Consider the following 20,470-nt stretch of genomic DNA (forward strand, 5'->3'; position numbering starts at 1 on the left):
ATTTTGTTACCTTAAGATTGTCTTGATGAATTTGCGTTTCAAAAACTCCTTACAAAACATATCCCTACCTAAAAATACAAAACTATCATTCCAATTTAAAGTAAGTGAATAAGATAATAAAAAATAACGATGCGGTGGCGTGAGTGGATACAAACACTTATTAAAGAACACAAAATTTGATAGGATGAGCTTGCTTTATTTCGAAATCTTGCGTGGAAAGTATGTTCAAAAAGGAAAGAGGGGCAACGTCCACCAAAAATATGACTCGTCCTCTACCTATCAAAAATTAATCAACAAAAGAGGTTAGAACGTGATGTCCTAACCTCTCTTACTTGTATCATCTACTTATTTGCTTAAGTTGTAGAATGATTTTAAGCCTTCATATTTAGCTGTTTCGTAAAGGTCATCTTCAATACGTAACAATTGGTTGTATTTCGCAATACGGTCTGTACGTGATAATGAACCTGTTTTGATTTGTCCAGCATTTGTTGCAACAGCGATGTCCGCAATTGTTGTATCTTCTGTTTCACCTGAACGGTGTGATACGACTGCAGTGTAACCTGCTTTTTGTGCCATTTCGATTGCTTCAAATGTTTCTGTTAAAGTACCGATTTGGTTGACTTTGATTAAGATGGAGTTACCGATACCTTGTTCGATACCTTTAGATAAAATTTCAGTGTTTGTTACGAATAAGTCGTCACCTACTAATTGAACACGGTCACCGATACGTTCAGTTAATAACTTCCAACCTTCCCAGTCGTTTTCGTCCATACCATCTTCAATTGTGATGATTGGGTATTTGTTAACAAGTTGTTCTAAGTAGTCTACTTGCTCTTCAGCAGTTAATTTCGCTGCATTTTCACCTTCGAATTTAGTGTAGTCATACACACCGTTTTCATAGAACTCAGATGATGCACAGTCAAAACCTAAGAATACGTCTTTACCTGGCTCTAAACCAGCTGCTTTGATGGCTTCAAGAATTGTTTCTACGCCATCTTCAGTTCCTTCGAATTTAGGCGCGAATCCACCTTCATCACCTACTGCAGTCACTAAGCCACGTTTTTTCAAGATTTTAGCTAATGCGTGGAAGACTTCAGCACCCCAACGTAAAGCTTCTTTGAATGACTCAGCACCCACTGGTAAAATCATGAACTCTTGGAATGCGATTGGTGCGTCTGAGTGAGAACCACCATTAACAATGTTCATCATCGGTGTTGGTAATACTGTTGCATTGAATCCACCTAAATATTTGTATAAAGGTTGTCCTAAGAAGTCTGCTGCTGCACGCGCAACTGCAATAGAAACACCTAAAATCGCATTGGCACCTAATTTACCTTTGTTTGCAGTACCATCTAATTGAATCATCATTTTATCGATTGAAACTTGTTCTAATACTGAGAACTCGCCTTCGATTAATTCAGGTGCAATAATTTCGTTTACATTTTCAACTGCTTTTTCTACACCTTTACCTAAGTAACGATCCGCATCGCCGTCACGTAATTCTACTGCTTCGTGTTCACCAGTTGATGCACCTGATGGCACTAATGCGCGACCGAACGCACCACTTTCTGTTAATACTTCTACCTCAACTGTAGGGTTACCGCGTGAGTCTAATACTTCGCGAGCGTATACATCAGTAATAATTGGCATAATGTTAAATCTCCTTTTTCAATCAATTTATAAATATATATTCAATATGGTTTGAACATACTTTATTCCGTTTTATATTTGACTACTTAATGCTATTATAGCGATTCATCTGTGTTTCTCAAATAATTTAATGTTGAATTAATGATTCACCCGTCATATCTTCAGGTTGTTTGATGTTCAATAAATCAAGTAACGTTGGTGCTAAATCGCCAAGACGGCCTGTTTCACGTAATGTGACGCCTTCTTTTGTGACAATGACAGGCACTGGGTTAGTCGTATGTGTTGTCATCGGTTGATCGTCATCTGTTAATACTTCATCTGAGTTACCATGGTCGGCCGTAATAATCGCTTGTCCGTCCATGTCTAAGATTTTATCAACAACGTCACCTAAACATTCATCTACAGCCTCAATCGCTTTGATCGTTGGCTCTAACATTCCACTGTGGCCTACCATGTCAGGGTTGGCAAAGTTAAGGATAATCAAGTCTAACTCGCCTTTATCCAACTCTTCAAGTAATGCATCACGCACTTCGTAAGCACTCATTTCAGGTTTTAAGTCATACGTTGCAACTTTAGGCGAATTAATTAAAATACGACGTTCACCTTCGAACTCTTCATTTTGTCCACCGTTCATAAAATATGTCACGTGTGGATATTTTTCAGTTTCAGCAATACGTAATTGAACTAAACCATTGTCTTGTGCCACTTCACCAATTGTATTTTTCAAGTCTACTTTTTCAAATACAACTGCTGAATCGACTTGATCATTGTATTTTGTAAATGTCGCATAGAATAAATCATTCACGCGCTCAACTTCAAAACCGTCGAATGCTTTGCTCGTAAAGATTTCAGACATCTGGCCAGCACGGTCTGGTCTGAAGTTGTAGAAAATGACAGCATCGCCATCGTTCACACCATTGTTTTGATTTTCAACTACAAACGGTTCAACAAATTCATCAGTTAAATTGTTGTCGTAGTTTGCTTGAACACCTTCACGCGCTGATGCGTACTTCACATCACTGAATCCGCGAATCGCATCGTACGCTTTTTGTTCGCGATCCCAACGTTTATCACGGTCCATTGCATAGTAACGTCCTGATACAGATGCAAATTGACCTACACCTAATGCTTTAAATTTCTCTTCTGTTTCGTCGATATATTTTAAAGCTGATTTTTGATCAACGTCACGACCATCTAAAAATGCGTGGACATAAACTTTTGTTAAGTTTTTACGTTTCGCTAATTCTAACAACGCGAATAAATGTTTGTAATGACTGTGTACGCCACCATCAGAAAGCAAACCAAAGATGTGTAATGCACTATGATTGTTTAATGCATGGTCCATCGCTTTGTTTAAGACGTCATTATCGAAAAAGTCGCCATCTTCAATAGATTTATTGATACGAGTTAAGCTTTGGTACACAATACGTCCAGCACCAATGTTCATATGGCCCACTTCTGAATTCCCCATTTGTCCTTCAGGAAGTCCCACATCTAAACCACTTGCTTCAATTTGAGTCGTAGGATACTTCTCATAGTAGCGATCAAAGTTTGGTTTATGCGCTTGTTTAACAGCATTACCGTGTACTTCTTCTCGATTCGCAAACCCATCAAGAATAATCAGCGCTGTAGGTTTTTTTGCCATAATTATTTTGCACCTTCTAACAATTGAGTATAATCTTCTACTTTAAGTGATGCGCCACCAACTAATGCGCCATCAATATCAGTTTCAGCCATATATTCTTTAATATTGCCTGGTTTAACACTACCGCCGTATTGAATACGTGTCGCTTGTGCCACTTCATCACTTGTTAATTTCGCGATTTTTTGACGAACTGCTGCACACATTTCGTTCGCATCTTTCGCTGTTGAAGATTTACCTGTACCAATCGCCCAAATGGGTTCGTATGCGATAACAACTTGTTTAATTTGTTCATCTGATAAACCTTTTAATGCTTTTTCTACTTGTGCTTCAACGATTTCGTTCGCTTGACCACTTTCACGTTCTTCATCTGATTCACCCACACAAATGATTGGTGTCATGTTGTGGTTAAATACTGCATGTGCTTTTTTGTTAATATCTTCATCTGTTTCGTGGAATAAGTCACGACGTTCAGAGTGACCGATAACAACGTAGCTTACACCTAATGCTTCTAATGCGACTGGAGATGTTTCCCCTGTGAACGCACCACTATCTTCAAAATAAGTGTTTTGCGCACCAATTTTAAGACCTGGCGCAACATTGTCTTTTGTTAATGAAATCAGTGCATCAAGTTGAATGGTAGGCGCACAAATCACTGCCTCAACTTCATTTGTATCTGGTAATGCTGGTAACGCTTGTACAAAATCTCTTGCTTCTTGTACAGTTTTGTTCATTTTCCAGTTACCTGCGATGATTGGTTTTCTCACTATTAAACACTCCCTCTATTGTTCAATCAAATCTCATATCTAGACTTATAGATTTGAAATTGCTTTAATGCCTGGTAATTCTTTACCTTCTAAGTATTCTAATGACGCGCCGCCACCTGTAGAAATGTGCGTGAAGTCATCTTCAAAGCCAAGTTGCATTGCCGCTGCTGCAGAATCGCCACCACCGATAATTGTTGTCGCATCTTGCAGTTCAGCAATCGCCTCACAAACACCAATTGTACCTTGTGCAAAATTACTGAATTCAAACACACCCATTGGTCCATTCCATACCACTGTATGCGCACCTTTTAATTGTTCTTTGAAAAGTGCAACTGTCTCAGGACCAATATCCATTGCTTCTTGGTCTTCAGGAATGTCGTCGATAGAAACGGTTGTAATTTGTGCATCGTTTGAGAATTCTTTCGCAACTTTTGCATCAACTGGTAATACGATTTGATCGCTTGCACGTTCTAATAAATCTTTCGCGAAGTCAATTTTATCTGCTTCAAGTAATGAAAGACCGATCTCTTTGCCTTGTGCTTTTAAGAATGTGTAGGCCATACCGCCACCGATCAGCACTTTGTCAGCAATGTTTAATAGGTTTTCGATAACACCGATTTTATCAGAAACTTTCGCACCACCAAGGATAGCAACAACCGGTTTGTTTGGATTTTCAACAACGCCGCCGATAAATTTAATTTCTTTTTCCATTAAAAATCCAGCAACTGTTTCTAAATGTGTTGAAATACCAACGTTTGACGCGTGTTCACGGTGGGCTGTACCGAATGCATCATTAACAAAAATATCGCCAAGTGATGCCCAGTAACGACCTAATTCACTGTCATTTTTAGATTCTTTCTTACCGTCAACATCTTCAAAACGTGTATTTTCAAACATCAACACATCACCTGAATTTAATGCTTGGATTGCAGACTCTAATTTTTCGCCACGTGTTTCAGGAATAAATTGGACATCTTGACCTAATTTTTCTGATAAACGTTTTGCAACAGGTGCTAGTGAAAGTTTCTCTTTATCACTTTCTTCTTTCACTTTACCTAAGTGTGAGAATACGACCACTTTCCCACCTTGCTCAATGATGTACTTTAAAGTTGGCAATGCTTGAACGATACGGTTGTCGTTCGTGATTTCGCCGTCTTTCATAGGAACATTGAAATCCGCACGTACAAGAACAACCTTATCCTTTAATTCAACATTTGTGACATCCTTTTTTGCCATAAAGCATCCTCCTTGTTATCGCTCTCAATTTTAAAATAAGCGGAGAAGCGTTTGTGCTCCCCCGCCTACTATCAGCTACAAAATAGTTAGAAGCACATATTTAAGTACTTACAAACCTATTTTAATCTATATTATTTAGATTGGCTTGCTAAATATTCTAAAGTACGAACTAATTGAGCAGTGTATGACATTTCATTGTCGTACCAAGATGCAACTTTAACTAATTGACGGTCGCCAACAGTCATTACACGTGTTTGAGTTGCGTCGAATAAAGCACCGAAAGTCATACCAACAACGTCTGAAGAAACGATTTCGTCTTCAGTGTAACCGAATGATTCGTTAGTTGCTTCTTTCATGACTTTGTTAACTTCTTCAACAGAAACTTCTTTTTCTAATACTACAGTTAATTCAGTTAATGAACCTGTTGCTACAGGAACACGTTGTGCACCACCGTCTAATTTACCATCGATTTCAGGAATAACTAAACCGATTGCTTTCGCAGCACCAGTTGAGTTAGGGATGATGTTTTCAGCAGCTGCACGCGCACGACGTTTGTCACCTTTTCTGTGAGGTGCGTCTAATGTGTTTTGGTCACCAGTGTAAGCGTGAATTGTTGTCATTAAACCTTCAACGATACCGAAGTTGTCTTGTAAAGTTTTTGCAACAGGTGCTAATGAGTTTGTTGTACATGAAGCACCAGAAACAACTGTTTCAGTACCATCTAAAATTTCGTGGTTAACGTTATATACAACTGTTTTAAGGTCACCTTTAGCTGGTGCAGAAATTAATACTTTTTTCGCGCCTGCTTCGATGTGTGCTTCAGCTTTTTCTTTATCAGTGAAGAAACCAGTACATTCTAATACCACGTCGATGTCTAACTCGCCCCATGGTAAGTTTTTAGGTTCTGGTTCAGAGAATGATTTCACTTCTTTACCATTTACACGGAAACCACCGTCAATTACTTCTACTTCTTCAGTAAAACGACCTTGTGTTGAGTCATATTTTAATAAGTGTGCAAGCATATCGTCGTCTGTTAAATCGTTTACTGCTACAACGTCGATATTTTCCACATCTTGAATTCTTCTAAATGCTAAACGACCAATTCTACCAAATCCGTTAATTGCTACTTTTACTGCCATGTTAATGGCCTCCTTTAAATGATATTTAAAAAGTGGATCAATTCAATACTTAAACAATTCACTCACTTTTTATTTTCAACAAATTTTTCCCTTGTGATTACTTTTGCCGCAGCTTCATCTGTAATCAACACCGTATTAGGTGTCGCCATCTTAAGATAAGCTTTAATCGCAAGCCCTTTGGATTCTCCGCCAGCGACAGCAAAAATATGTGCTTTTGATTGCGCTTCTTCTAGTTGAATACCAATCGTTTTAACTCTGTGAATAATTTGGCCTTGTTGATCAAAATAATAACCAAACGCTTCACCCACAGCAAAATGATGTTGAAGTTTTTCTATGACTTCTGGTGACGATTGTCTTCTCTTCGCCATTTTCAGCGCATCACCAATGCCGTGTATTGTAAACTGTGATTCACGTATTTTATCGAGCGTTTGAATCACTGAAGGTTCGTTCATTAAATTTTGATAGGTCAATTCACTCACTTGTTCAGGCACATATAACGTTGTGTAACTGCCGCCAGTCCTTTGAGCCATATGAGAACAAATTGTGTTCGCTTGAAAGATGACATTTTGACCGAGACCGCCACGTGCCGGCACAAAGAGTACTTGGAAAGGCAAATGCGACATTGCGTCACTTACCGATGCCATAGTAGAGCCACCTGTTACTGACACAATAGCATGGTCATACAGTTGCTTTTCAAGAAGCTGTCCAGCGATGCGACCTAATTCTACTTTAACGTTTGAATCTTTATCACTATCACCAGGAATCACATGAACTTCATCAAGTTGATATGTCGATTTGATGGATTGTGCAAGGTGATGATAGTCCGTATACTGATCGAAATATGCATTCAGCTGTGAGACAACATCTAAACCTTGAGAAGTCAATGTCATACCTGTTGATTTTACAGATATCAATTCTTGTTGTTTCAATAAATCTGTTTCTGAACGTAGCACACGCTCAGTGAGGTTAAGCAACTCACTTAAAGTCCGCCGCCCAACCGGTTGATACTTTTGAATCGTTGTTAGAATAGAAAAACGTCGACGCATTTTGTCTATCAAGTCAGGCACAATTTTTTGTTGAACATGAATCATACGTTCCATGATAAAGGCCTCCTTAATAGTGACAAGATGGCCATATTCAAGCCATGCCGTGACATTTTTAGTCCCAAATACACTAAATACTGATCATGTTTACAAATTCATCATACTATTTGTGCACAACAAATGCAAGTCAAAAAGCATCCCGATTTTTATAAACGTTGGACAAATAACGACCACCAATGCACAACATAATTACTGATGTGCTGTTATAATTCACATTTTTCACTAAAACTAAACATCGATACGCCATTCATTGCAATCATTGACAAGATAATTTACATTGAAAGAAAGAGGTGAAACTATGTCTAAACAATCTGATCAACCCGAAGTCATTGAGCCATCCGACCCACGCTATCGACATCCTGATGAAATTAACCGTCGCCAAGATGATACATTCCAAAACGATACAGGACCATTTCAACGGACATATGTGCGCACAATCGGTTGTACCCCTGTAGGATGTTTGCCTGGCTGTCTTTTCTCTATTATTATATCGATACTCTTAACATTGCTTCTTAACCTCATTTTCTAAATGGATATGCATCATTAATAAAAAAGAGCTGCTGAGATTTACATGTCTCAACAGCCCTTTTTTGCCCTATTCATTTTGTTTATAATTACGATACGTTATGACTCGTCACTATTGCGCGGTTTGGAAGGTGTTTCTGAGCTCTGTTTTGGTGCAATACTTCTATCAGTTGTTGGACGCTCGTTAGACTGCGATTGACCTGTTTGCGCTTCTTGAGATGAACGCTGCTCGGTTGAAGGTTTAGGTTGTGTCGTTTTCGATTCTTCGGTCGTGGCCTCTTCCGTTGTACGTTCCTCTTTTGTTTCAGATTCCTCTTCTGTTGCTTCACTATCGCTGTCGTCTTTCTCGTCATCCGTTTTTTCCTTCGATTTTCGAGCTTCTGCTGCTTTTTCTCTTTGTTGTTGTTGCTGTTGTTGACGTTGCCACTCGAGTTGCGCTTGACGTTCAGCTTCTATTTCTGCTTGACGTGCGGCTTCAATAGATCGCTCTTGTTCAGCTTGAGCCGCTTCAATGCTTCGTTCTTTTTCTCGAGCTTCACGTTCTTTTCGTTCTCTCTCTTTTTTAATTTCTGCGTCACGCTTTTCCTTTTGTTCCTCAATTGACTTCTCTTTTAGACGTTCATTCCCTCTATGCGATTGATCGACAAATGAAAAAATGGCAAAGACGAGGCCCCCGAGCAATAATAGTATGACGACGACACTTAAAAAGCCGAGTAAACGTCTCTTTTTTTTATTCGGTTTCACATTGCGGTTACCTTGCTCATTTGGTTTTGGTGCTGACATTGCATTCCCTCTCTTTATAAATTGATGACAATATATTTTATTCAATCATATTTCATTGTGAATTCAAAACTTAACGCACGCATTTTATTGTAATTAATAAAATGCGTTAGCTTTTAGTATACTGGAATTTCAATGAATGTAAACGTCACGATCATCTGATTGTCACATGATCGCCTCTCTCTTTCTATCTATCACGCCGGACATAGCCATGAAATAGAACCATTTAACTTTTTACTATTCATCTTATTATTTACCCGTTTATATCTCTTGAAATCATTCATGCGAAAAGCTTTTTTTAATACAGGTTTCTAATTCTAGTTAAGTCTGACACGTCCTTAAGTTTAATTTGTAAAAATAAAGGAATGTATGTACTACGACAGATGTAAAGGAGAGTTAAAATGAAAAGAATTGTTAATATGCTCATTCGTTTCATCGTTTATCGTGTCATTGGTAAGTTCATCAATCAAAAAATGAATGACCGTCAACGTAAAAATAAATAATTATCTTACACGGGTCATTTTTATGAGGCACTTTGAAGCTATCAACGAAGACGATAACGATGCCCTAACAAAAATAAAGAGATCTGAATGCTGCATCATCCAGATCTCTACTAAAGGGAGTCAAAAATACCTTCGTCGTATATATTTAAGGGGTATACTGAATTTAATTAAGAGATGTATTAATTATCGAAGGTATCTCTATTATAACGTACTTTGTGAAAAAATAAACAGATTTAAGACATCGTTAGTGAAGAATTGATGACCATTTATTGACAATACTATGAACGCACATAAAGTAAAGGAGTGAAGCCTATGAAACGCTATTTAATTACAGGTGGCACTGGTATGGTGGGACGTGCTTTAGTTGAACAACTTACACGTTCTAATGAAGCGATGATTTATATCCTGACAAGAAGTGATAAAACCTCGCAACAACAACATGTACATTATATAAATTGGAGCAAGGACGGTTGGGAAGAAGAAGTCCCGCACATTGACATTGTCATTAATTTAGCAGGCGCTACATTGAACAAACGTTGGACACCTCAGCATCAGCAGCTTATGATGACCAGTCGTATTCAAGCGACAAGTGCGCTGTTTGACTTATTTAAACAACGTGAGAGAAAACCAGATGTGCTATTTAATGCCAGTGCTATGGGATATTATCCACCATCAGAAACCGCTGTGTACACTGAATCATATCAAACGACACCGCACGATTTATTATCAGAAATCGTGTATCAGTGGGAAAGACAAGCGACACTGTTTGAACAACTTGGCACACGTGTCATCTGCGGACGTTTTGGACTGATTCTATCTCGTGACGGTGGCGCACTACCCATGATGGCAATGCCTTATCGTTTCTTTGTCGGTGGACGTGTGGGGAATGGCCGTCAATGGTACTCATGGATTCATTTATCAGATTTAGTATGTGCCATTCAATTTCTCATTCAGTCTCCCAAAGCTTCAGGACCTTATAATTTATCAGCACCAGCACCCGAAACACAGCATCAATTCGGCAAAGTTTTAGGAAGCGTCATGCATCGACCACATTACACTTGGATGCCTGCATTGATGCTACGTCTTGTGCTCGGTAAAATGTCGACGCTCATACTCGATACACAATACATGGTGCCACAAAAAATATCAGACTTAGGCTTTCAATTCGACTTTCCAACCTTGCCGTCAGCTTTAAAGGATTTATATTCAAAATAAAAACCACTATAGATGACTCGAGTTGTTGTTGATTTTACAACCTTTTTTACACTCAGAGTCATCTTTTTAGTGGTCTATAATCACTTTTAACAGCCCAACGTTCAATTTTCATCTTATTTTAACTGCTTTTGATAGAATGCAAGATTGAGCCAACGTTCAAATTTATAGCCGACCTTTTCCAATGTGCCTATATTGTTGAAGCCCATTTTTTCATGCAATTTCAAACTTCCTTCATTGCTATCATCAATGCCAGCCACAATCGTTTGATAACCATTCGCCGTTGCATCTTCAATCACCACCGTTAATAACTGAGACGCCACACCTTGTCTTCTTGCATCGGGGCTAACATAGATGGAATGCTCAATGGTAAATTGATAGGCGGGCCAATTTCTAAAAGGGCCATAAGTCGCAAAACCTAACACTGTCCCTTCATTTTCATAAACAAAAACAGGATAGCCATCACGTTCCTTTTGTGCTAGCCATTGGCGTCGTTCTTCAATATTTGTGGGTTCGTATGTATAAACTGCTGTAGTATGCAAAATGGCGTGATTATAAATTGTCATAATTGCTTCTAAATCATTAAGTGTCGCTCGTCTAACATGTTGCTTCATCGTCATTCCTCCCTGAATACACACTTTCAAATCCTCCCAATATAGGAAAGAGGGATGAAACTATTGTCTCACCCCTCACTTATCGCATCACTTTATTAAGCTTTTTCAGGCTCCATTACTTCATCGATTAAACCGTATTCTTTCGCTTCTTGTGCAGTTAAGAAGTTGTCACGGTCTGTATCTTTTTCGATTTTTTCAATAGGTTGACCTGTACGTTCTGATAAAATTTTATTTAATCTTTCACGTGTTCTTAAAATGTGTTTCGCTGCGATTTCGATTTCAGTCGCTTGACCTTGTGCACCGCCAAGGGGTTGGTGAATCATCACTTCTGCGTTTGGTAATGCGAAACGTTTACCTTTTGCACCTGCAGCTAATAAGAATGATCCCATAGATGCTGCCATACCGATACAAATTGTTTGTACATCTGGTTTAATATGTTGAATTGTATCGTAAATCGCAAAACCAGCTGTCACACTACCACCAGGTGAATTAATATATAAATAAATATCTTTCTCCGCGTCTTGTGCTTGTAAGAATAACAATTGTGATACGATTGAGTTTGCTACGTTATCATCAATCGCTGAACCTAACATGATGATACGGTCTTTCAATAAACGTGAATAAATATCGTATGCGCGTTCACCGCGGTTTGTCGTTTCAATAACTGTAGGAATTAAATTCATTTGGTGATTCCTCCTAAATTGTTTAATTTATGTTTATTCTAACGCAAAAGTCAAAAATGGTCAAAAACAACGCACTCTTAGACATATTTGTGTTAGGAGTTGACCCTCGCATGCCCGAAAGGTACAATGGTGAATAGACTTACGCAATTAACCCCTCGTAGTGTAATGGATAACACATAAGATTCCGGTTCTTACGATAGAGGTTCGATTCCTCTCGAGGGGGTTCATACCATTCAATAACACACTTTTTAAAATTAAGAATCCCATAACGGCGGGGTTCTTTTTGTTTTAATAGTCAATAGCGCGCTGGATGACGAACATTTCACGGCCTTTTTATGGACTTTCATTCATCTATTCCCGATTAAGTCGTTATTGTAACTTTTACGTTGTTGATGATGGTTATGATGAGATAAATATGGCTTTTACACTTCAAATGGTTCTCCACTTCTAATTTTATCAGCCATTTCATTCAGTTTTCTCAAACGATGGTTAATGCCTGATTTGGAAATGGTACCGGTGCTCACCATTTCACCTAATTCTTTTAGCGAGACATCTTGGTGCTCAATACGTAATCTCGCAACTTCTCTTAGTCGATCTGGCAAATTATCAATGCCGATTTCTTGATCAATCAATTGAATACTTTCCACTTGTTTCATGGCCGCACTGACTGTCTTATTCAAATTTGCCGTCTCACAATTAACGAGACGATTAACTGAATTTCGCATATCTCGGACAATTCTCACATCTTCAAACTTTAATAACGCTTGATAACCACCTATCAAACTTAAAAATTCAGCAATGCGTTCAGCTTCTTTGAGATATGTAATCCATCCCTTTTTACGTTCTAAACTTTTTGCATTTAACTCATACGTATTCATCAATTGTGTCAAACCAGTTGAATGACCTTCATAGAGCGAGAAAATTTCTAAATGATATGAAGACGTTTCTGGATTGTTCACGGAGCCACCTGCTAAAAATGCGCCACGTAAGTAACTCCGTCTCATTTCGTCATCTTTCACCATTTCAGGAGCGATATCATGGCTGAACATGCCGTTTTTCAAAATCCCAAGTTCATCCAAAATTTCCTTCGTCTTCATTTTTATTCGACAAATATAAATATTGTTTTTCTTCAACTTCATTTTTTTGCGCACTAATATTTCAACTTCAACTTTAAACACAAATTTAATCAGTGAATAAATACGTCGCGCCGTCGTTGCATTTTCCGTTTGGATATTAATCACAAATTGTTGATTAGACAGACTCAAGGCCCCGTTCATTCGAATCAGTGCGCTCAGTTCTGCCTTAGCATTCGCATGGTCAACTTCAATTCGTGTCAGTTCATTTTTCATTTCAGATGCAAAGCTCATAATGAATCTTTCCCTTTCTATTTGCTATGGTTCAAAATGGCTACAATTAGGATTTGAATTGATCTGGGTCAAACTGAATCGTACTAATTTCTTGTAAGGCAATTTCATAAATCATTTCTGCCAAAACTTCTGTACGATGGCGCACATAATCATGCTCTGAAACTTCTACAAGATGCTGTCCTGTCACGAGCTGCACACCGAGTTGATTCAATTCATCCTTATCATAATACACAGGCTTTGCGCCCTTTGATTCATATTTTTCAATAATCTGAGGTGAAAATTCTAGTTGATTCGCAATCACAAAATCAAGCACATGATCACCGAGTTGTTGATGAATGGCATCGATATGATCCATGACTGTGTAATGATCTGTTTCGCCCGGTTGCGTCATAATGTTAGAAACATATAATTTTTTCGCGTCACTTTCGACTATCGCATTGGCAATGCCTTTGACACACAAGTTTGAAATCACACTCGTGTATAACGAGCCTGGACCTAACACAATCAAATCCGCTTCACGCAATGCTTCAATCGCTTCGTCCATCGGTTGCACATCTGCCGGCTCTAAAAACACACGCTTAATCTTCTTTTGTTTTCTTGGAATATTAGACTCCCCTGTAACAATTTCGCCATCTTCCATTTCTGCATTCAAAGAGACACTCGAAATCGTCGACGGTATAACACGGCCTTTAATATTTAAAATTTTACTTAGTTCTTTCACAGCATGACCGAAATCATGAGTAATATTCGTTAAAGCCGCAATCAACAGGTTTCCCAGTGAGTGACCGCTAATTTGATCTTCTTTAAATCGATATTGAAACAGTTGCTCAAGTGTCGGTTCTACATCACTTAAAGCAGCCAATACGTTACGTACATCTCCTGGTGCCGGAATATCCATCTCATCTCTTATTTTCCCCGTGCTGCCACCGTCATCTGCTACTGTCACAATTGCTGTAATATCTATTGGAAAAGTTTTTAATCCTCTTGCCAAAACGGATAAACCAGTACCTCCACCAATCAGTACTAATTTAAGTTGTTTCATTTTACTCGCCACTTTCTATATGCGCATCACGATGATGAACATATACATTATAATCATAAATTTGCTTTAGTTCTTCAGCTAAACGTTGTGCTAGTGCGACTGAGCGATGTTGACCACCCGTACATCCAATTGCGATAACGAGTTGTGATTTGCCTTCTTTTTTATAACCCGGAATCATAAATAACAATAAATCTAATAGTTTTTCATAAAAGGTATTCGTTTCTTTCCACTTCATCACATATTTATAAACATCTTCATCCATACCTGTGAGTGGTCGCAATTCCGCTACATAGTATGGGTTCGGTAAAAAGCGGACATCAAACACTAAATCTGCATCGATTTGAATGCCATGCTTAAAACCAAAACTAGAGACATTGATTGTAAATGTTGATTTATTTTCTTTGTTAAAGTATTCATAAACACGTTTTCTCAAGGCTTTAGGTGATAATGTTGTTGTATCTAAAGTGTAATTCGCCAAACTTCTTATTTCTGCTAGTAATTTGCGTTCTTCATTGATGGCTTTGACGAGCGGTAACTCCGTATGTTCTTGTAAAGGATGTTTACGACGTGTTTCTTTATAGCGTGAAATGAGCTTTTCAGTATCTGCATCAACGAATAACACATCAACAATGACATCTTTGCGACTTTGTACTGCATCGATTTCACGTACTAAATATTGGAAAAATTCGCGTCCTCTCAAGTCAATCCCTACCGCAACTTTTTGCATCGACGGATTCCCCTGTTCCATCAATTCTACAAATTTCGGAAGTAAAATCGGCGGTAAGTTGTCGACACAGAAATAGCCTAAGTCTTCTAAACTTTGAATGACTAATGATTTCCCTGCACCAGAGAGACCTGTGACAACAAGGAGCTCACTTTTTACGATTTCATTATTTTCTTCATGTTGCATTATTAACCACCATCCAATCATATTCTCTATTAGTTTACATGAAATCAGTCTAAAGTTATAGAGGGAGGCTGCACATCTTCAAAAATGATGAAAAACTATAAAAAAGGAACTGGAAACGGGGTCCCAGCTCCTGTTGATTCAATGTCATGTGTTTAAAAATTAGTCGTGTAAGCTTTCGATATATTCTTGTGCACTTTGAGCGGCAATACTACCGTCACTTGTCGCTGTCACGATTTGACGTAAGCCTTTTTCACGAACGTCTCCGGCTACGAAAATACCTTTAATGGCAGTGCTCATATCATCATTTGCCACAATATAGCCTGCTTCGTTTGTGATACCTAAGTTTTCAAATGGTTGTGTGAGAGGTTTCATACCTACATATACAAATAATCCATCTGCTTCTACTGTTTGTTCAGTGCCATCCACTGTTGAAACAAGTGTTAATGAACCGACTTTACCGTCTTTTTCATTAACAGATTTAAGTGTGTGATTCCAAATAAAATCAATTTTATCGTTTTTAAAAGCACGGTCTTGGAGAATTTTTTGTGCTCTTAATTGATCACGACGGTGTACGATTGTGACTTTGCTAGCGAATTTAGTTAAGAACGTACCTTCTTCTACTGCTGAATCGCCACCACCGATGACATAGACATTTTTGTTTTTAAAGAAAGCACCATCACATACAGCACAGTAGCTGACACCGCGACCTCCAAGCTGTTCTTCTCCAGGTACCCCTACTTTTTTATATTCCGCACCTGTCGCAATAATCACAGCTGTCGCTTCAAGTGTACTAGAACCAAAATCAATGACTTTGTAATCACCTTTATCTTCAATGCCTTTAATATCGCCATATTTGTACTCAGCGCCGAATTTTTTCGCATGATCAAACATCTTACTTGAAAGATCAGGTCCTGAAATCATTTCGAAACCTGGGAAGTTTTCGACTTCTTCAGTGTTCGCCATTTGCCCGCCTGGCATACCGCGTTCAATCATTACTGTATTTAAATTCGCGCGTGAGGCATAAACAGCAGCTGTCATGCCTGCTGGTCCTGCACCAATAATCGCAACATCATATCTTACTTGTTCTGACATGATCTGTTCCTCCTTTAATTTCATCATACGCATTTTACAACATTTAATTCATGGACTCAAATCTAAATGCTCAACAAATGCTGAAGTGCTTGTTCAAAAGCATCTGTTGCCACATCAAAGTGTTCAATAATTTGTGGTCGCGTCATATCATGGTTTTCTTTTTGGTTGAAAAAGAGATAAGCGACCGCAGCCACATACGCTTCCACTTGTTCGTGGTCGACTTGCTCGGCTAATAGACTTTCTGCATAACTCATCCAACTTAAAAAGAGGGCGGCATAAGGTTGTGTTTCTGGAAGGCGGTAGAGTGCCTCCATACCTTGATGAATAAAGTGTAGTTTCGTCAGTTTTAGATTTTGAATGAGGTAAGAGAGATACAATTTTTCATAATCTCCCATTGATTCTAAAATCGTCCAAACTTCTTTCGTCATCAAAATTTCTTTACCGTTGAGTTGATTTAACAAAAAGAGACCGTACAAACGTTCATGTTGATCATCACTGAGCAACAAAGGCTCTACGTGTTGAGTAAAATAATGGGCACTTTCCTCGATGACCCATGGCGGAAAACCACGATTCGCTTTCGAAAATTGCGTTAATACTTGCCAAAAGTGATGGCTCTGTTCGATATTTCCTAGGTAATAATAATTGAACGAAAGCGCATGAAACAGTTGAAAGGTCTGAAACTTGCCTTTGCGGTGTAGTGGTACTAACAACTGTTGGGAAGCTGGATACTGCTTTAAATAACTGAGCACAATCCCAAGTTTAAAAGACTCTTCATCATTCATCGGTCTGATTTTGTTTAATATTTTCACATAATTTTGGAAGCGTGTTTGTTGATTCATGTTATAGAGCAACAAAGTGTAATGGCATAACGCATGCACATCGGAAGGGTCCTCTTTCAACAAACGTTCAAACATCTCTTGAGCGATTTTGTTTTCATTTAAATAGAGATAACACATCGCGAGTAAATTGCGGATGATTCGATTATCTTGAATTGCTTCGTCCTGTCTCAACAAATATTCACGCGCTTCTAACAAACGCCCTTGACCGAATAAATATTGAAAAATGACTTGTGTGACAAACAACTGACTTTCTTCTTCAAGTGGATGTTCGCCGTTGAATGCCACTTCAAACATGTCTTCTAACTCTTCTCGATATGCTTCGTCATCTGCTAAAAAAGCATAACTCAAACCGAATAGATACGCTTTGTTTGGCTCATTTAAGTCAATATTCAACTGACTTAATTCATAGTAAGAAGCTTCCAACTCATTTCCCTTACTAATTTCTTCATAATAAATCGCTTCAGCACGTCTTGGCGCATTTAACTTAATAAAACATGTCGCAAGTTGCTGTTTCGCCTCAAAACAATCTGGTGACAACGCTAACACTTTTGCTAAATAGCGTTGTGCTTTCACATAATCTTGTTGTTGTATTTTTTGTTTTGCTAGACGTTCATAAAGTGCCACATCATCGCTGAACTGTATAATATTTCGTTTTTGTGTCATCCATTGTCACCTCTCTTTTCTAATGTTTTGAGTGCAGTTGTATCGGATTGCCATACGCCACAGTATAGTCGGGAATATCTTTTGAAACGACACTTCCCGCACCAATTTGAACGTGGCTGCCAATTTTCACACCTGGTAATACGGTCACATTCGCACCAATCATCGTATGGTCCCCAATTTCAACTTCACCGACTCTTAACGATTCAGTTAAAAATTCATGGGTTAATAAAGTTGTATTGTAACCAATAATCACGTTATGACCTATTTTTATCTTTTCTGGATATAATAAATCAGGCACCGCTTTAAAAGCAAATGCAGTTTTTTCACCTATCGTCATTTTTAATAAACGGCGGTACATCCATCGTTTCACACCGACATGAGGTATATATCTCGCTATTTCAATAATGAGCGTATTTTTAAAAAGTCGCATAAATCGAATATAACGATACAGATCATGTAATGCATTATGACCGCCCGCTGGATAAACTTTAAGTCGTCGCTTCAACTTAACGCTTTCCTTTCTTGTCGAACGGCCAACTTAACACTTTTGCTTCACGATAAAGTGGCACATCTTTTTTTAGTCGACGCCATACAATAAAGACCACGCCAATGATAATGCTTACAATTGAGACAGCCTGTGCAATTCGAATCGTCTCGGTTAACATTAAGCTGTCTGTACGCAGGCCTTCTATGTAGAAACGACCGATCGAATACCAAATGATATAGATGAAAAATGTTTCGCCGATTTTCAAATGACGACGGATAGTAATTAAAATAATAAAACCGATCACATCCCAAATCGATTCATATAAAAATGTCGGTTGGTAATAAATACCGTTAATTTGCATATTTTCAATAATAAATTGCGGTAAGTGTAGCGATTCTAAAAACGAACGACTCACTGGACCACCGTGCGCTTCGTGGTTCATAAAGTTACCCCAACGTCCAATGCCTTGCGCTAAAATAATACTTGGCGCTACTACATCACCTAATTGAAACGGATGCCAGTTTTTGCGATAACAGTAGTAAATTCCCATCGCAAACGCACCGATGAGCCCCCCATGTATCGCAATACCGCCATGCCAAATCATCGGAATTTCTATCGGATTTTGAATATAATAATCCAGTTGAAAAAGTACGAAATATAAACGCGCACTAATAATCGCAACAAATACACAAACTAATAAAATATTGACAAGATCATCTTCGCGGAAACCGACTGACTGTGCGCTTTTTTGTGCAATCCAATACCCGATTAAAATCGCACTCGCTATGATAATCCCGTACCATTTCACTTCTAAGCTGCCCAAGGAAAAAGCGACTGGATCAATGTATCCTATCATCATTCTATGTCTCCTTTATTTTGTTGACTATTTTTTAAGATTTCAGCATTTAAACGTTCGTTAAACTCTTCTGCTGTATTAATGCCCATAATATTCAAGCGGTAGTTCATGGCCGCTACTTCAATGATAACCGCTACATTTCGCCCTGGACGAACAGGAATCGTTTTTTTCGTAATTTCGGTATCTAAAATCTTAAGTGTTTCCTGATTTAAACCGACACGATCATACAATTTATCTTGATGCCACGTTTCCAGATTAATGTTTAAGCGAATGCGTTTTTGCGTTAAAATCGAACCCGCACCAAATAAAGTCATTACATTAATAATGCCCAATCCTCTAATTTCTAACAAATGTTCAATGATTTTAGGTGCCTTACCAATGAGTTGATCTTTCGTAATCTCTTTAATTTCTACGTTATCATCCGCAACAAGACGATGACCACGTTTCACAAGTTCCAAAGCTGTTTCACTTTTACCGATACCGGAATCCCCTGTAATTAATACACCGACACCATACACATCGACGAGCACACCATGTAACGATGTCGAATTGGCAAGTTCATGTTCGAGATACGTTGTCAAACGGCCCATGACACGTGTCGTTGCTTCTTCGACATAAATCAACGGTGTATCTAACTCCTGTGCCGCCTCCAACAACTCATCCGGCGCATCATGCCCACGCGTAATAATAATGGCTGGCGTTTCAGGACGACAAAGTTTACGCATGCGCCCTTGACGTTCAGCATCTGGTAATAAATTGTAGAAAGACAGTTCCGTTGTACCCAAAAGTTGAATACGATTGGAAGCGTAGTGAGAAAAATACCCTGCCATTTCCAAACCAGGCCTTGAAATGTCTGTATTATGTATTGGACGGTTTAATCCCGCTTCACCAGCGACCACATTCATATTAAATCGCTTAACTAAATCTTGTGTCGTTAGCATCTAATCACCTCAGTTTTACTGTTTACTTTAAATTAATTTTTATTTTTAATCGCTTTTGACTACGCATTACTTGTTTCATTATACATGAATCTCCACATTTGAAACACATTTCAACACGTATGCAAAATCACGAAAAACGTGCTCGCTTTGTTGTACATTTCCATTATCAAAAGTTCAGTGTATCAGTATGAACATCGCTATATCTTAACACATATCCCGTCTTTTTTGCAGTGTCCTTTAGCATTCAAAGTATACCACTAAAAATGCATGAGAGATACGCAACTTTAGTTTGAAATAAAATGGATTACTGTGAGGCAGTGGAGATGGAATGGTATCCATGTTTTCGGATTATATAAATGCGATATAGGGTTAGCCACGCAGCTTTCATTGCGAAAACTGTAAAAATGTACAGCACGGTG

18 protein-coding genes, 1 tRNA gene and 1 pseudogene are annotated in these 20,470 nt (G+C 38.4%); 3 read left to right on the plus strand and 17 right to left on the minus strand.

The window, feature by feature from the left end; genetic code table 11:
* Positions 1-345: 345 nt before the first annotated feature.
* The 6 genes from eno to EL101_RS10615 all read right to left on the minus strand — a co-directional run bounded on the left by eno (position 346) and on the right by EL101_RS10615 (position 7,534).
* Positions 346-1,650 (minus strand): surface-displayed alpha-enolase, encoded by a 1,305-nt coding sequence (gene eno, locus EL101_RS10590; protein WP_014614479.1) that lies wholly within the window; start codon positions 1,648-1,650, stop codon positions 346-348.
* 127 nt (positions 1,651-1,777) lie between these two features.
* Complete coding sequence (gene gpmI, locus EL101_RS10595) at positions 1,778-3,295, minus strand: 2,3-bisphosphoglycerate-independent phosphoglycerate mutase (RefSeq protein ID WP_096596475.1); 1,518 nt, start codon at positions 3,293-3,295, stop codon at positions 1,778-1,780.
* A gap of 2 nt (positions 3,296-3,297) precedes the next feature.
* Positions 3,298-4,059 carry a triose-phosphate isomerase gene (tpiA, locus tag EL101_RS13575; RefSeq protein ID WP_096596474.1) on the minus strand — a complete coding sequence of 254 codons (762 nt, stop codon included), beginning with the start codon at positions 4,057-4,059 and terminating at the stop codon, positions 3,298-3,300.
* 45 nt (positions 4,060-4,104) lie between these two features.
* Entirely contained in the window at positions 4,105-5,295 is a 1,191-nt protein-coding gene (locus EL101_RS13580) for a phosphoglycerate kinase (RefSeq protein WP_096596473.1), read from the minus strand.
* 131 nt (positions 5,296-5,426) lie between these two features.
* Positions 5,427-6,434 carry a type I glyceraldehyde-3-phosphate dehydrogenase gene (gene gap / locus EL101_RS10610; RefSeq protein ID WP_096542255.1) on the minus strand — a complete coding sequence of 336 codons (1,008 nt, stop codon included), beginning with the start codon at positions 6,432-6,434 and terminating at the stop codon, positions 5,427-5,429.
* A 62-nt stretch (positions 6,435-6,496) separates the two neighbouring features.
* Positions 6,497-7,534 (minus strand): sugar-binding transcriptional regulator, encoded by a 1,038-nt coding sequence (locus EL101_RS10615; RefSeq protein WP_096596472.1) that lies wholly within the window; start codon positions 7,532-7,534, stop codon positions 6,497-6,499.
* A gap of 301 nt (positions 7,535-7,835) precedes the next feature.
* Here EL101_RS10615 and EL101_RS10620 point away from each other — a divergent pair, with 301 nt between their 5' ends.
* The gene (locus EL101_RS10620) at positions 7,836-8,066 is read left to right on the plus strand and encodes a hypothetical protein (protein ID WP_096596471.1); all 231 of its coding nucleotides are present in this window, start codon (positions 7,836-7,838) and stop codon (positions 8,064-8,066) included.
* A gap of 95 nt (positions 8,067-8,161) precedes the next feature.
* On the opposite strand, the gene EL101_RS10625 is transcribed toward EL101_RS10620, so the two are convergent.
* Positions 8,162-8,845, minus strand: coding sequence for a DUF4887 domain-containing protein (locus EL101_RS10625; protein ID WP_096596470.1), 684 nt, complete (start codon positions 8,843-8,845; stop codon positions 8,162-8,164).
* Positions 8,846-9,657: 812 nt separating this feature from the next.
* On the opposite strand from EL101_RS10625, the gene EL101_RS10630 reads away from it, so the two are divergent.
* Positions 9,658-10,560 (plus strand): TIGR01777 family oxidoreductase, encoded by a 903-nt coding sequence (locus EL101_RS10630; protein ID WP_096596469.1) that lies wholly within the window; start codon positions 9,658-9,660, stop codon positions 10,558-10,560.
* A 113-nt stretch (positions 10,561-10,673) separates the two neighbouring features.
* Here EL101_RS10630 and EL101_RS10635 read toward each other — a convergent pair whose 3' ends face one another.
* Together EL101_RS10635 and clpP are read right to left on the minus strand one after the other, a co-directional pair.
* Positions 10,674-11,171, minus strand: a complete 498-nt coding sequence (locus tag EL101_RS10635; protein WP_096588864.1) for a GNAT family N-acetyltransferase — start codon at positions 11,169-11,171, stop codon at positions 10,674-10,676.
* A gap of 95 nt (positions 11,172-11,266) precedes the next feature.
* Positions 11,267-11,854 carry an ATP-dependent Clp endopeptidase proteolytic subunit ClpP gene (gene clpP, locus EL101_RS10640; RefSeq protein ID WP_014614489.1) on the minus strand — a complete coding sequence of 196 codons (588 nt, stop codon included), beginning with the start codon at positions 11,852-11,854 and terminating at the stop codon, positions 11,267-11,269.
* Between the two features lie 151 nt (positions 11,855-12,005).
* On the opposite strand from clpP, the gene EL101_RS10645 reads away from it, so the two are divergent.
* A tRNA-Arg gene (locus EL101_RS10645) sits at positions 12,006-12,077 on the plus strand.
* Between the two features lie 199 nt (positions 12,078-12,276).
* On the opposite strand, the gene whiA is transcribed toward EL101_RS10645, so the two are convergent.
* The 8 genes and pseudogenes from whiA to hprK all read right to left on the minus strand — a co-directional run bounded on the left by whiA (position 12,277) and on the right by hprK (position 20,051).
* On the minus strand, positions 12,277-13,221 hold the full coding sequence (gene whiA, locus EL101_RS10650) for a DNA-binding protein WhiA (protein ID WP_096596468.1): 945 nt from the start codon (positions 13,219-13,221) through the stop codon (positions 12,277-12,279).
* A gap of 46 nt (positions 13,222-13,267) precedes the next feature.
* On the minus strand, positions 13,268-14,263 hold the full coding sequence (locus EL101_RS10655) for a gluconeogenesis factor YvcK family protein (protein WP_096542267.1): 996 nt from the start codon (positions 14,261-14,263) through the stop codon (positions 13,268-13,270).
* A 1-nt stretch (position 14,264) separates the two neighbouring features.
* Complete coding sequence (gene rapZ / locus EL101_RS10660; protein WP_096596467.1) at positions 14,265-15,173, minus strand: RNase adapter RapZ; 909 nt, start codon at positions 15,171-15,173, stop codon at positions 14,265-14,267.
* Between the two features lie 159 nt (positions 15,174-15,332).
* Positions 15,333-16,265 (minus strand): thioredoxin-disulfide reductase, encoded by a 933-nt coding sequence (gene trxB / locus EL101_RS10665; protein ID WP_096596466.1) that lies wholly within the window; start codon positions 16,263-16,265, stop codon positions 15,333-15,335.
* 62 nt (positions 16,266-16,327) lie between these two features.
* The gene (locus EL101_RS10670; RefSeq protein ID WP_096596465.1) at positions 16,328-17,767 is read right to left on the minus strand and encodes a tetratricopeptide repeat protein; all 1,440 of its coding nucleotides are present in this window, start codon (positions 17,765-17,767) and stop codon (positions 16,328-16,330) included.
* A gap of 34 nt (positions 17,768-17,801) precedes the next feature.
* Positions 17,802-17,924, minus strand: a pseudogene (locus EL101_RS13845) (acetyltransferase); the annotation flags it as partial.
* 349 nt (positions 17,925-18,273) lie between these two features.
* Positions 18,274-19,110 (minus strand): prolipoprotein diacylglyceryl transferase, encoded by an 837-nt coding sequence (gene lgt / locus EL101_RS10680; RefSeq protein ID WP_096596548.1) that lies wholly within the window; start codon positions 19,108-19,110, stop codon positions 18,274-18,276.
* On the minus strand, positions 19,110-20,051 hold the full coding sequence (hprK, locus tag EL101_RS10685) for an HPr(Ser) kinase/phosphatase (RefSeq protein WP_096556986.1): 942 nt from the start codon (positions 20,049-20,051) through the stop codon (positions 19,110-19,112). Before hprK ends, lgt begins: the two co-directional genes overlap by 1 nt.
* Between the last annotated feature and the right edge of the window lie 419 nt (positions 20,052-20,470).

It is taken from the genome of Staphylococcus delphini, from assembly GCF_900636325.1.
GTDB lineage: Bacteria > Bacillota > Bacilli > Staphylococcales > Staphylococcaceae > Staphylococcus > Staphylococcus delphini.